The following is a 14,187-nucleotide window of genomic DNA, read 5'->3' on the forward strand; positions in this document are numbered from 1 at the left end:
ATTGGGATTAGCATTAACCAGCCCTGCTAATTGAGAACTAACAGGGCTTATTGCGTTATTAATAACAACGCCTGGTTTACCAATATTAAAAGCGTGAAATTGATTATGAGATATACCACCAGCATTAGGTGTGGCGATATTGATAATAGGAATAGATCCTTGCTGGCTAATTTGAATCTGCTTATTAGTAGGTGTAAGTGTAGAACTCCATGCGGGATGTAATGGATAAACGGCGATAAGATAAATAATGCCGTAAGTTAAAAAACGCTGTTTGCGAGAGATATCCTTTTTAGACATAAAAAACTCCTTTTTTTTGGCTAAATAGAAAACGCGACAGAACAATAAAAAGACCAGCGATCTGGTTCTAGTGATGAAGGGAAATAAAGCGATTTACCTATTAAGAATTGAGAAAAAAATAATGATGAATGATGCGTTAGCGATAAACCGATAGCCGCACCCACCAGCGAATGGCGCTCAGTGTGATATTTATCAGCTGCAATAAACCCGTAATCTAAAGCACCGATAAATCGCCATTGACCAATAGAAGAGTGTGCAAGCTTCCCATTAATTTCATTGCGCCAATAGAATCCACGATTACCATTTAGTGTTTTAGCTTGATATCCACGAATAGAATACAAACCACCAAGCGCTATCTGCTCAATGCTATAAAGATTGTCAGGGGTATATTGTGCGTAAAAAGAAGTTAAATAAGTCAGCTCATAAGGAAAGTAATGTTGATAACTACTACTTAGGCTTATTTTTCGGTAATTGCTACGAGGTGAATTTTTAGAATCTGACGATGCTCCGAAAAGTGAAACACCAAATTCAGCAGTAGGGTTAAAGGTAAAATATCCTTTTCCCACTACAGTACTATATTGAGGTGTTAATGATATTGCCGTTAACCTTGGGCTACTTATTGCTAGGGTTTGCTGAGCAAGTTGAGTGTGAGATTTCTTATGTTTTAAGGATGCTTGTAAGGTAAATCGCTGTTTATTATCACGATAAAGTAAGCGGCTAATATCAAATTGCTGATTAATATTTAGGCTATTATAGTCATAATCGTTATCTGCTATTTTATAAGGTTGTCGTGTGCTTTGGTGATAGAACTGATATTGATAAGACCAATAACCATATGGCACATTAATCGCAGCCAGATAATAGCGATTATGATGATGAGATTGATAGATATCTGTATTGCTATTGATAGCAAATGACCACTGCTCCCCTAGCCCAAATAAAGAATCGACCGTGATACTACTCGTTAATAGTGTTTTTCCTGTTATTTTTGAACCTAAATTATCAAGAGTAAACTGTGCACTAAATGGGAATTTTTTAGTTTTTTTCTTAATGGTAATATTTGAATAACCTGCGGTGGTTTCAGGATAAATATCAATGGTATATTTTGCACTTTTTAGCCGATTAAGCTGTTCAAGTCCTTGTTCAATATCGCGTAGATTAAGATAGTTATCTTTTTGCGTCGGAAATATCATTGAGGCTAAACGAGCAGGAGAATCTTCAATGTCAATTGAGTTAATACGACCTTCAATAACATTAATGATAAGTTGATTATGAGTAAGATCTTGCTCTGCTATAAAAGCTTGAGAAGTAATATAGCCCCGCTCTATATAGTGGTTAGTGATGCTGTTAGTGATATTTTGCATCTCACTTAATGTAAGACAACGTTGCTGATAAGGTGTAATAAGCCTAGCTGTCTCTTTCGGAGTTAATAAAGTAGAACCAGAAAGCAAAATAGAATTAATGATAAAACAAGGTTGATTGATATTATTATCTACTGGATTGGTTTCTAACGTGGGTATCTGGGGTGTTTCTAGTTTGCTTCGTTGATCTCGCTCTTGCATTAAGCGTTGCTTTTGTTCAATTTGAACGCTGTCACCATTAACTGGCAGAGTATTACTGTTCGCCAAACTATTTTCACTTATTAAAAGCCATAAACACGAAAATAATAATTTAATATATCTATGTAAATGTTTTCGTTGCATAACACCGTCATCCCTGAATATGAGATGGCATTATTACATACAGTATTAATCGGGGAGGTTATCAAAAAACAAAAGACGTATAAGCTTATGTTTTATATCTGCCATTATATTCTTTGGTTATATTTTAATTATTTTTAAGTATGATGATATTTATATTGCTAGCATATGACCATTTTTTTATATCTGTTCTTAATTTTAAAATATCTTAAAAATCAATGCATTAAAATATTTATTCAGATAGGTGATATAAGTCATTCATTTTTTTTGATTTCTTAAAACAAATGTTTTAAATGGTAATAATGCCAAATTAAGCTACAATTTTTATTAAATAAAACATATCTCACCTTTTAATAAACTCTCATTGTTTTTGTTAAAGAACTCGTTGCCTGTATTGTTTATATATTAATGTAATTCTCTCTCCTTTATTTAATAAAGAGTTAGTTTCTCTAAAATAGGAAAGCTATAATCATGAATAAAACTTTCGCATCTGAAATATTTATCAATGGTGATATTCATACCCTTGATCGAGAAAACCCAATCGCTCAAGCTATTGCTGTTAATGAGGGTAAATTTCTTTTTGTTGGCTCAAATGATGAAGCCATGCGGTTTAAAAATGCAGAAACAGAAGTTATCGACTTAAAAAATCACGTTATTATCCCCGGATTAAATGATTCACACCTTCACCTTATTCGTGGTGGATTAAATTACAATTTAGAACTACGTTGGGAAGGTGTGCCTTCTCTCTCTATTGCCCTTGAAATGCTAAAAGCACAGGCGCAAGTGACACCGTCACCGCAATGGGTTCGCGTTGTTGGCGGTTGGAGTGAATTCCAATTTGCAGAAAGGCGTATGCCAACGCTAGATGAGATAAATGCGGTTTCTCCTGATACCCCCGTGTTTGTTCTTCACCTTTATGATAGTGCGTTGCTAAACAAAGCCGCATTACGGGCGATTGGTTATACCAAAGATACTCCTAACCCCCCAGGTGGTGAAATTCAGCGTGATGAACACGGCAATCCAACGGGGTTATTAATCGCAAAACCTAACGCGATGTTGCTTTATTCCGCTTTAGCTAAAGGTCCTACCTTACCGCTTGATTATCAAGTGAATTCAACACGTCAATTTATGCGAGAGCTAAATCGCCTTGGTGTTACCAGTGCAATCGATGCTGGCGGTGGATTTCAAAATTATCCAGAAGATTATGAAGTGATTGCTGAATTAGCAAAAAATGAGCAGCTGACAATCCGCATTGCCTATAATTTATTTACCCAACGACCAAAACAAGAGCTAGAAGATTTTCAGCAATGGACATCAATGATCTCTCCTGGCGAAGGGACTGATTTTTATCGTCACAATGGTGCTGGTGAAATGTTGGTGTTCTCTGCGGCTGACTTTGAAGACTTTTTACAACCAAGACCTGTTCTGCCTGAAAATATGGATGCTGAACTTGAGAAAGTGATCCGCCATTTAGTTGAGCATCGTTGGCCATTTCGTTTACATGCAACCTATAACGAATCGATTAGTCGCATGTTAGATGTGTTTGAAAAAGTGAATAAAGATATTCCTTTTGATGGTCTACATTGGTTTTTTGATCACGCAGAAACCATCAGTGAGAAGAATATTGAGCGCGTTAAAGCATTAGGTGGTGGATTAGCTATTCAGCATCGCATGGCATTTCAGGGAGAATACTTTGCACAGCGTTATGGTTCTGAAGCAGTTAAACATACTCCGCCAATTGCCAAAATGCTAAATGCTGATGTTCCCGTCGGTTTAGGTACAGATGCAACTCGTGTTGCTAGTTACAACCCATGGACTGCCCTTTATTGGTTAGTTTCAGGTCGCACGGTAGGTGGTATGCAAATGTATGATGCCAATAACCGTTTAGATAGAGATACCGCATTAATGCTATGGACAATGGGTAGCTCTTGGTTCTCTAACGAGCAAGGTAAAAAAGGACAAATTAAAGCAGGACAACTTGCCGATTTTGTCGCCCTTTCCGCTAATTACTTTGCTGTACCAGAAGCCGAAATTAAAGCCATTGAGTCACTGTTGACGGTTGTTGATGGCAAAATTGTGTATGCCAACGACACATTTACACCGTTAGCACCGCCTTCTATTCCTGTTTTACCTGATTGGTCACCGGTGATCAAAGTGCCAGGGCATTACTCATATCTACAGCAAGAGACACAAAGCGCGGTGTTAACTCAGTTACACCAGTGTTGCGGTGCTTGTCATGTTCATGGACATCAACACGATATTGCACGTAAGTCGGGTATTCCTATCTCTGATGATAATGCCTTTTGGGGGGCGGTAGGTTGCTCTTGCTTTGCATTCTAATGTTTTAATCCCTTACTTATTATGACCAGCAATTATGTTGCTGGTCAGCTAAATAGAGAGAAGTATAACTATGGCAACGCAGCAAACTTCAGCATGGTCGCCTTTACGCAATCGTGTCTTTTTTATGTTATGGATGGCGACACTATTTTCCAATATTGGTACTTGGATGAACGATGTTGGTGCGGGTTGGTTAATGACTAATTTAAGTCCCGATCCCGTTATGATTGCCGCCATTCAAGCGATGACAACTTTACCGGTGTTTTTATTAGCTCTGCCAGCTGGCGCGATTGCTGATATTTTCGATAAAAGAAAACTGCTTATTATCGTTAATATTCTGATGCTATGTGCCGCTGCATTACTGGCAGTATTGGTCTATTTTAATGTAATTAGTATCGGTTGGTTACTGCTTATTACTTTTGTGCTTGGTTCTGGTGCGGCATTTTTAGGACCAGCATGGCAAGCGATAGTGCCGAGTATTGTACAACCTAATGAGTTAAAAGCGGGTATTGCCTTAAATAGCATGGGAATTAATATCAGCCGCGCTATCGGACCTGCTTTAGCCGGGATTTTGATTTCTCAAGTGGGGTTATATCTCCCTTTCTTACTCAATGCGTTAAGCTTTATCGCCATTATTTTTGCTGTATGGTGGTGGGAAGGTGAAACAAAATCAGAAGATAAGCTCCCTGCTGAATCTGTTGTTGCCGCAATGATTTCAGGCTTACGTTATGCTCGTTATAGCCCTGCTTTAATTAAAACCATTATTAGAGCGGCAAGCTTCTTTATTTTTGCGAGTGCTTATTGGGCAATGTTACCATTAGTTGCTAGGGTTTCATTGCAAGGCGATGCCACATTGTATGGCTTATTAACCACCAGCATTGGTATTGGTGCCGTATGTGGCGCATTTAGTTTATCGACATTACGTGAGAAATTTAGCACGGGTACTTTGATAGCCTTCGGCACTATAGGCACAGCACTTGTGCTCTTTATTTTTGCCAGTGCAACCTCAAAATATTTAGCCATTTTTTCTAGCTTTTTAGCGGGTTTTAGTTGGATCATAACGTTATCCACACTGATGGTATCAGCACAAACCGCATTACCAAATTGGGTTAGAGCCAGAGGGCTTGCACTCTATTTAACCGTATTTTCAGGCTCTATGGCATTAGGTTCTTTAGTTTGGGGACAAGTTGCCTCGCATACCTCAGTGACTATTGCGTTACTCTCCGCCATGGTAGGTATTCTTCTGGTGTGGTTATGTGTATTAAGAGTCAAACTTGAACATGACAATATTAATTTGCAACACTCTGACCACTTTGCGCTCTCTGATGAGCTAGTTGATAACGATCCTCTAGATAAAGGACCTGTATTAGTCTGCGTTCATTATCAAATTGAAGAAAAGGAACATGCTGAATTTCTGAATTTAATGAAAAAATTAAAAGTTATTCGCTTAAGAGATGGTGGATATTCTTGGGGACTATTTGCTTTATCAGAGACGACCAATGAATTTATTGAGACATTTATGGTTTCTTCATGGGCTGAACATCTTCGCCAACATGATAGAGCAACAATAGATGATAAGCAGCTACAACAACAGTTAGATAAGATTATTAGTAAGAAAAAAGTGACCCACTGTTTCTCTGCTTTTTCTACCTTCTCTTAATAAGTTATTAGTGAGCTTATTGGAAAGCTGACTCATTTATTCTCACATGCCTTATATTTTTACTTAATTTGTTTTTATAAGGTATGTGAGATCTTCCTATCATTGCCACACTTGTCACTTTCTTGTACTCTGCACCGCATCTCCTTTTCAACAATTTAATAAAGTTAGCTAGAGAATAGAATGACAGGACATGTTTCTAAAGATCCCCTACACGGTGTAACACTCGAAATGCAAGTTAATGCCTTAGTGGCTAAACACGGTTGGGCTAAATTAAGTAAGCTGATTAATATCAACTGTTTTAAAAATGATCCAAGTGTGAAATCAAGCTTAAAATTTCTTCGCAGAACGCCTTGGGCACGCGCAGAAGTTGAAGCGTTATACCTTGATTCACTGGAAGATGATATTGATGAGGTTATTGAAGTTATCGATCACCCAGATTGTGATCCTTGGGCAAATAGCCGGACAAACAAGCGTTAATATTAGTGGCAACGATTAAATCATACTAAAAAATCGATACTGACAATTTCTGTCACTCCAATATCGTAAGATAACGGCATAAGAGTAAATGCAATCTTAAGGAGTGAGTATGTTTAAGCCAAATAGTATTATTATCTATGCTGAGGATGTTAATAAAAGTACTGATTTTTATGCGAAAATTTTAAAATCAGAACCGCTAGAAAGTTATAGTGAGTTCTCGGTTTTTGCATTATCTTCAGATTTTATTTTAGGTATTCAATCAAAAGCTGGTATCGACCCTAAGCCTCAAGCTCATTTTGGGGGCTTTGAAATCTGTATGTCTGATATAGATAACGGTGAAGTAGATAAAATCTATCAGCAATGGTGCGAACTCAATGTTCAAATAGAGATGCCGCCTACACACTTAGACTTTGGCTATACCTTTGTCGCACTTGATCCTGATGGACATCGGTTAAGAGTATGTGCAACAGATACTACAAATATTGATTAGTAGCTGAGCCGTAATTGATATTGAATAGTCACTGATCCGTTATTAGGGGGAGTATTCCCCCTAATATAAAATTTGATTTCTTTTAATTTGATTTCATATGTTTGGCAGTTTTAACCGCAGAAATAAGCAGAATAACACCTAATGCACCAAGTAACAGATTAGAAGGAATAATACCTAAGAAAAGGCTTCCAATCCCGGCACCAATTAATGAACCCAGCAGCATCCATAAAAAGAAAGATTTCTCATTTTTAATCACACTAAATGAATTTGATTGGCTATAACGGAAAAAACCGACAATCATGGTTGGTAAACTAACTGCCAAAGATAAGCTACCTGCAAGTTTTATATCTGCACCAAATAAAATAACTATCGTTGGAATTAATAACTCGCCACCAGCAACACCCAGCAAAGCGGCGACAATACCAATAAGAAAACCACAAATTAAGCCGGCAATAAATAGAAGCACGCTACTTTCAAAAAGTGGTGTATGTGAATTACCCAACCCAATAAAAGCTTCGCTTAACATCACAATAGAGAGCATGATCAATAAGGCAATAATAATACTATTTAGTCCCTTTCTTGACATTGTCATTGCATGACCAGCAGCATACCAAGCACCGACTAAACTACCTGCCAATAAATTAACCACGATATAGCTATTGTCAAAAATAGTTTCTAAAGGAACGGTTTTCATTCTAAATATGAAAGACGCGGCAACAACAGCAAGGCTCATCGCTTTATTAAAAATAACCGCTTCTAACGTAGGTAACCGAAATAAACCAATAAGCACAGGTAAACGGAACTCAGCCCCACCTAAGCCAATTAAGCCACCTAAAGCACCAATTAAACCGCCAGAGAGTAATCCCTTACCATTACGAGCATCTATTTTACTCATGATTTTACATCACACCTTTCGTTATGTCGTTTTTGACATTACGATGTTACTCAATATTCTTAGATAAACAATATAAAATTTGGTGTTATTATATTGGCTTGATCATCGTCAAAAAGATAACTTGAAAAAGAATGGTAACAGCAATGAGCAAGAAGGATGTCGTGATTGTCAGACCAAGAATTTATATTGGTGAAAATATCTCTGTTGGGCCAGGAAAAATAGATCTACTAAAAAAAATTAACGTAACAAGCTCAATTGCCGCTGCCGCTCGCGAATTAGAACTTCCTTATAAACGAGCATGGTTACTTATTGATAGTTTAAATCAAGGTTTTGGTCAGCCAGTAGTTGCAACAAGTTCTGGTGGTAAGAAAGGCGGTGGTTCAGTGCTTACTCCATTAGGAATACAGCTTATTGAATTGTACGATGCCCTAGAAGAGAAAATTAATATAACAACCGCCGATGAGCTTAAAAATATACAGAATTTAGTTTAAGTGCTTAAGAATAAGAGGAGGTATAAATACCTCCTCTATTTATGTTGATGGAATATGTTTTACTGCCACCAGCGGTTAGTTTCTCAACTTAACTTACCCAATTACCTTTCTCATCAATCACTTTCTCGCCATCTTCTTTAGTAAAACTGCCCTGTTGTTTATTGGGCAAAATATCTAATACCGCTTCAGAAGGACGACACAGTTTTGTACCTAATGGTGTTACCACAATAGGTCGATTAATTAAAATGGGATGCGCTAACATTGCACTGATTAATTGCTCATCTGTTAGCGTGTTGTCTACTAATTTTAACTGTTCATAAGGCTCTACATTTTTACGTAAAAGTTCACGTACTGTGATTTTCATAGCGGCAATTAATTTTGTCAGTTCAGTTTTTGTTGGTGGCGTATCTAAGTAATAGATAATGCTCGGTTCAACGCCACTATTTCGGATTAACGCTAGTGTATTACGTGATGTGCCGCAGTTTGGATTATGATAAATAGTTATATTAGTCATTTAATTACCATTAATTTAAAAAAGATAAACGCACTGCTAATGCGATTAATGTGACGGTTAAAACAGGGATTGTCATAATAATGCCAGTTTTAAAATAGTAGCCCCATGTAATGGTCATATTTTTTTGTGATAAAACATGTAGCCATAACAGTGTTGCTAAACTGCCAATTGGTGTAATTTTAGGACCTAAATCAGCACCAATAACATTGGCATAAATCATGGCTTGTTGGATCAAACCCGTTGCGTTACTTCCCTCAATAGATAAAGCGCCAATTAACACAGTAGGCATATTGTTCATCATTGAAGATAAAAACGCAGTGATAAAGCCTGTGCCTAATGTGGCAACCCAAAGCCCATTATCTGCAAGAATATTGAGTGTTTCTGAAAGATAGTAAGTTAAGCCTGCATTTCTTAGCCCATAAACAACCAAATACATCCCTAATGAAAAAATCACAATTTGCCACGGTGCACCTTTTAATACTTTGGTTGTATTAATGGTTTTTCCTTTTGCAGCAATAAGATAAAGAACCAATGCACCCAACGCAGCAATTGCACTAATTGGAATGCCTAACGGCTCTAAAACAAAGAATCCCACTAATAAAAGTAGCAATACAAACCAACCGGCTTTAAAGGTGGTTTTATCTTTGATCGCGGAAATAGGCGTTGCGAGTTTTAACACATCATAGGTTTTCGGAATATCTTTACTGAAAAACCAATGCAGCATAATTAACGTAGCCACAATAGCCGCAATATCAACAGGCACCATAATTGAGGCGTATTCACTAAAACCAATATGGAAAAAGTCGGCAGAGACAATATTGACAAGATTAGAAACAATAAGTGGCAAACTTGCAGTATCAGCAATAAACCCAGCCGCCATAACAAAAGCTAATGTTGTGCCTTTGCTAAAGCCTAGCGCTAACAACATCGCAATAACGATAGGTGTTAAAATTAATGCTGCGCCATCGTTGGCAAATAAAGCAGCAACCACAGCACCTAATAAAATAATATAACTAAATAGTAATCGCCCTTTCCCTTTACCCCATTTAGCAACATGAAGTGCTGCCCATTTGAAGAAACCGCTCTCATCAAGAATAAGGCTAATAATAATAACGGCAACAAAAGTTGCGGTCGCATTCCAGACGATATTCCACACAATAGGAATATCTTGAAAGCTAATGACGCCACAACTAAGAGCAAGCATTGCCCCAATTGTGGCACTCCAACCAATACCTAATCCTTTAGGTTGCCAAATAACAAAAGTAATAGTGAGAATAAAAATAGATGCTGCGATAAGCATAATAAACCTCTGTTAAAAGGTGCGTTTAAACACCTTTTATTGATGATAAATAATGATTAATCAGCAAGCTTACTTAATGCTGAAACACCAACCGGTTCATCTTCAAGTAATGGCACAATAGCAATACGTTCTGCTAATGTTGAGGTTACTTTCTCTATTTGAGGTATCTCTTGTTGCGCTCTTGAAAGTAATAATGGCGAAGTTGTTTCTGTAATAGATAAACTATTATTAATTACCCATGCCCAAGGATAAATATCGGCTCTTTTTAAATCATTTTGTAAATTCTCAGCTTCAAGAATAGGCGTTGTTTCTGGCAATGTTGTAATAATTACCTTAGTACGTTTTGGATCTTGTAACTGCATCATTGGCGTTAAAAAATGCCCTTTATCGCCCATCTTTTTCGCAATTTCTTTATGATAAGCCCCAGTTGCATCTAATAAGAGCAATGTATGTCCTGTTGGTGCTGTATCCATTACAACAAAGCGTTTACCCGCTTCGCGAATAATACGAGAAAATGCCTGAAATACCGCAATCTCTTCAGTACATGGTGAACGTAAGTCTTCTTCAAGTAATGCCTTACCTTCTGCATCGAGATCTTTACCTTTCGTCTCTAATACATAATTGCGATAGCGTTCTGTTTCAGCAACAGGATCAATACGACTGACTTGTAGATTTGATAAGTGACCATTTAAGGTATTGTCGAGATGTGCAGCAGGATCTGACGTGGTTAAATGCACATCTAACCCCTGTTCTGCCAATTTTACGGCTATGGATGCAGCAATAGTGGTTTTACCAACACCGCCTTTACCCATTAGCATAATCAAACCATGTTTTTCTGCGGCGAGCGCTTTTACCAGTGTAGAGAGTGTGGGCAATGGAGTGTTTAGTTTTTTTGTATCCGCTTTTTCGGTGATCACTTGAGGTTGATTTAACAAAAGCTGTTTTAACGCTTCTATTCCTACCATATTCATAATTTGCAGGTAGAGCATATCTATTGGCAATAAACGAAGTACATCTGGCATATTATTTATCGCAACTTGTTCGCGTTGATATAACGCATATGACAGTTTGTCATTTTCAATCACAGCAGACTTAGGAAAAACGCCATTAATCACCAATTGTTGGTTTTTAATTCCCAAGTTTGATAGCTCTTGGTAGGTTCTTGCCACTTCACGTAAGGCAGCTGATTGTGGACGCGCAACTAATATTAATCGAGTAAGTTGTTTATCACTTAATGCTTCTACTGCCATGCCATATTGTTCACGCTGTTTTTCTAATCCTGACATTGGACCTAAACAAGATGCACCATCAGGGTTATCGCTAATGAAATCACTCCAAGCACCGGGTAGTTGTAATAAACGAATAGTATGACCCGTTGGTGCGGTATCAAAAATAATATGGTCAAATTTATCGGTAATATCTTTATTAGTTAGTAAACCGGTAAACTCGTCAAAAGCCGCAATTTCAGTGGTACAAGCCCCGGAAAGTTGCTCAGTAATACTTTGAATCACGGCTTCAGGTAAGCTATCTCTAATAGGATTAATAATTTTATTACGATACTCTTCAGCTGCCGCTTGAGGATCAATTTCTATAGCTGATAAATTAGCAACAAGGGAAATAGCTTTAATGCTATTGCCTATGGTTTGTGAAAATACCTGACCGACGTTAGAAGCGGGATCTGTACTCACTAATAATACTTTTTTACCTTCTTCTGCTAATTTAATAGCGGTTGCACAAGAGATAGAGGTTTTACCTACACCGCCTTTACCAGTAAAAAATAGATAATTAGGCGTGTTATCTAAGAATTTCATTTTATTTGTCCTATTAGCAGCAAGATTTGTTATTACCACAGCAAGCTTGAGCCCTGCCTATTTTTTCATCTGTCATTTGAATACCAAACCAACGGGCTAATTCATGACGTTTTGGATAACGCCCTGTTAATACCACTTCGCCATCAAGTAGAAGTAGTGGCAGTGAACCAGCGCCTGCGGTTTGCAAAAAAGCGTTGGCTTTTGCATTGTTTACAAATGCCAATGGTTCTTGGGCTAAATTAAATCGCTGTAGGTTAACGCCTCTCTTTTTCAGCCAATCAGCATCTGTTGCGAAATCGACTAATGCTTGGTCAACATCGGTTCCACAAACCCCCGTGCTACAACATAACGCGGGATCAAATACCTCTAATTTTTTCATAATAGCAACCTTATATATGTTTAAACGTATATGTATATTTAAAAAAATTAATTAGAACAGCTACCCATAGGCGCTTTGTTTTCTATCGCTTTTAATAACAGAGACACCCTATCTTTTTCAGTAGCATATGTCAGTTCGATAATATTTTTTACCCAAGGTAATAGTGTTGGAGATAGTCGGTAATGTACCCATTTACCCTGCTTAGAATCCAGCAATAATCCCGATTCACGCAGCATGGCAAGGTGACGTGAGGTTTTAGGTTGTGAGAGATTTAACGCTGTATAGATATCACAAACACAGAGTTCACCCGATGCCTTTAATAGCAATACGATATCTAATCGAGTTTCATCACCTAATAGTTTAAACAGTTGTAGTGGTGTCATACCGGCTCCTTTTAATCTTTCACTAAGGTATACCAAGTAAACATATACGTCAAATCGAATGTGATGGGGTTGGTAAAAGTATTGGTAAAATGATGGAGGATATTTTTAGTCTAAGAAGAAACCATCGCTAGAGCGTGATTAATTACTCATCCCTAAACTCTCTTGGCGTCATACCAAATTCTTTTTTAAAGATAGAGTAAAAATATTGCAATGAGGGATAGCCGCACATAACGGAGATCTCTTGTATTGCTAGCGTGGTAGTGATTAATAAATTCTGCGCTCGTTTGAGTTTCTCTTCATAAATAACCGTATGAATGGTTTTACCTACCTCTTTTTTAAAGCGTTGCTCTAAATTAGAACGCGACATATTTACTGCATCTAATACCTGCTCAGTTTTAATCCCTTTGCAAGCGTTGTAATAGATATAGTGCATTGCTTGAATAACAGTGGGATCGTTAAAGGAGTGAAAATCTGTTGAGCGACGCTCTACAATTTTAGCAGGAGGCACTAATACTCTTTGCCGTTTATCTATCTGTTGCCCTTCTAAAGATTGGTGTAATAGTTTGGCGGCTAAATAGCCCATTTGTCGTGAACCTTGAACCACCGATGAAAGCGCAATACGTGATAAATAGCGTGTCATATCTTCATCATCAATACCGATAATACTGATCTCTTCTGGCACATTAATATTTAAGTTGTCGCAAACTTGCAGAAGATGACGTGCTCTTGCATCTGTTACCGCAATAATGCCAGTTTGTGGTGGTAAAGTTTGGATCCAATCAGATAGACGATTTTGTGCGTGTTGCCAATTCTCTTGCGTAATATCCATCCCGTTATAAACAATACCGGGATATTTTTCTGAAGTGACCAGTTGGCGAAAAGCGTACTCTCTTTCATTAGCCCAATGAGAATACTCTTTTGCTGGTAAGCCATAAAAAGCAAAGTGTTTGAGCCCTTTCTGTTTTAAATGTAAAAAGGCTTGGCGAACTAATTCGTTATTGTCTGTTGCAATATAAGGAACTGGCGGATAATTTTCTGGATTATGATAAGAACCCCCCACGCCAATAACGGATAAAGGCGACTGGCTTAAATGTTTAGCAATGATCGGGTCGTCAAAGTCAGCAATAATACCATCACAGACCCAATGGTTAATATTATCGAGTCGAGTACGAAAATCCTCTTCAATAAAAACATCCCAATGACACTGTGATGCTTGAAGGTATTCCCCAACACCTTCAACGACTTGGCGGTCATAGACTTTATTGGCATTAAATAGCAATACAATTCGATAGTACTTATCTTTTTTCATTTTTATTTACCTAATTCCCCTATTTGGCATTAAACCATAGCTTTGATTTTGCAAGAACTTGCTTTCATTGCTATGTGATTGTTATCACACAAGCCAGATTTCGTAATAGCAAAGTAAAAAATAGGAATAACGAATAAGTAACAC

The 14,187-nt window shown here is 37.6% G+C and carries 14 protein-coding genes; 5 read left to right on the forward strand and 9 right to left on the reverse strand.

Features of this window, described 5'->3' with window-relative positions; all coding sequences use genetic code 11:
• Positions 1-297: hypothetical protein (locus ABN099_RS00005; protein ID WP_349461620.1), on the reverse strand; the 297-nt coding region annotated here is incomplete at its 3' end.
• Positions 298-317: 20 nt separating this feature from the next.
• Positions 318-1,925 carry a ShlB/FhaC/HecB family hemolysin secretion/activation protein gene (locus ABN099_RS00010; RefSeq protein ID WP_349461621.1) on the reverse strand — a complete coding sequence of 536 codons (1,608 nt, stop codon included), beginning with the start codon at positions 1,923-1,925 and terminating at the stop codon, positions 318-320.
• Positions 1,926-2,468: 543 nt separating this feature from the next.
• Between ABN099_RS00010 and ABN099_RS00015 the strand changes: the two genes are divergently transcribed.
• From ABN099_RS00015 to ABN099_RS00030, 4 genes are all read left to right on the forward strand, one after another.
• Complete coding sequence (locus ABN099_RS00015; RefSeq protein WP_349461622.1) at positions 2,469-4,337, forward strand: amidohydrolase; 1,869 nt, start codon at positions 2,469-2,471, stop codon at positions 4,335-4,337.
• Positions 4,338-4,407: 70 nt separating this feature from the next.
• Complete coding sequence (locus ABN099_RS00020) at positions 4,408-5,994, forward strand: MFS transporter (protein WP_349461623.1); 1,587 nt, start codon at positions 4,408-4,410, stop codon at positions 5,992-5,994.
• 180 nt (positions 5,995-6,174) lie between these two features.
• Entirely contained in the window at positions 6,175-6,471 is a 297-nt protein-coding gene (locus tag ABN099_RS00025) for a VF530 family protein (protein WP_349461624.1), read from the forward strand.
• 109 nt (positions 6,472-6,580) lie between these two features.
• Entirely contained in the window at positions 6,581-6,961 is a 381-nt protein-coding gene (locus ABN099_RS00030) for a VOC family protein (RefSeq protein WP_349461625.1), read from the forward strand.
• 82 nt (positions 6,962-7,043) lie between these two features.
• Here the strand turns inward: ABN099_RS00030 and ABN099_RS00035 are convergent, their stop codons facing one another.
• Positions 7,044-7,856, reverse strand: a complete 813-nt coding sequence (locus ABN099_RS00035) for a sulfite exporter TauE/SafE family protein (protein ID WP_349461627.1) — start codon at positions 7,854-7,856, stop codon at positions 7,044-7,046.
• Between the two features lie 143 nt (positions 7,857-7,999).
• Here ABN099_RS00035 and ABN099_RS00040 point away from each other — a divergent pair, with 143 nt between their 5' ends.
• On the forward strand, positions 8,000-8,347 hold the full coding sequence (locus tag ABN099_RS00040) for a winged helix-turn-helix domain-containing protein (protein WP_349461628.1): 348 nt from the start codon (positions 8,000-8,002) through the stop codon (positions 8,345-8,347).
• Between the two features lie 88 nt (positions 8,348-8,435).
• Here the strand turns inward: ABN099_RS00040 and arsC are convergent, their stop codons facing one another.
• The 6 genes from arsC to ABN099_RS00070 all read right to left on the reverse strand — a co-directional run bounded on the left by arsC (position 8,436) and on the right by ABN099_RS00070 (position 14,043).
• Entirely contained in the window at positions 8,436-8,861 is a 426-nt protein-coding gene (gene arsC / locus ABN099_RS00045) for a glutaredoxin-dependent arsenate reductase (protein ID WP_349461629.1), read from the reverse strand.
• A gap of 10 nt (positions 8,862-8,871) precedes the next feature.
• On the reverse strand, positions 8,872-10,161 hold the full coding sequence (locus ABN099_RS00050) for an arsenic transporter (protein ID WP_349461630.1): 1,290 nt from the start codon (positions 10,159-10,161) through the stop codon (positions 8,872-8,874).
• A 56-nt stretch (positions 10,162-10,217) separates the two neighbouring features.
• Complete coding sequence (gene arsA / locus ABN099_RS00055; RefSeq protein ID WP_349461632.1) at positions 10,218-11,972, reverse strand: arsenical pump-driving ATPase; 1,755 nt, start codon at positions 11,970-11,972, stop codon at positions 10,218-10,220.
• A 13-nt stretch (positions 11,973-11,985) separates the two neighbouring features.
• Complete coding sequence (gene arsD / locus ABN099_RS00060; protein WP_349461633.1) at positions 11,986-12,351, reverse strand: arsenite efflux transporter metallochaperone ArsD; 366 nt, start codon at positions 12,349-12,351, stop codon at positions 11,986-11,988.
• Positions 12,352-12,398: 47 nt separating this feature from the next.
• Entirely contained in the window at positions 12,399-12,734 is a 336-nt protein-coding gene (locus ABN099_RS00065) for a metalloregulator ArsR/SmtB family transcription factor (RefSeq protein WP_349461634.1), read from the reverse strand.
• A gap of 142 nt (positions 12,735-12,876) precedes the next feature.
• Complete coding sequence (locus tag ABN099_RS00070; RefSeq protein WP_349461635.1) at positions 12,877-14,043, reverse strand: XylR family transcriptional regulator; 1,167 nt, start codon at positions 14,041-14,043, stop codon at positions 12,877-12,879.
• Positions 14,044-14,187: the final 144 nt, after the last annotated feature.

It is taken from the genome of Proteus hauseri (assembly GCF_040139125.1).
GTDB lineage: Bacteria > Pseudomonadota > Gammaproteobacteria > Enterobacterales > Enterobacteriaceae > Proteus > Proteus hauseri_B.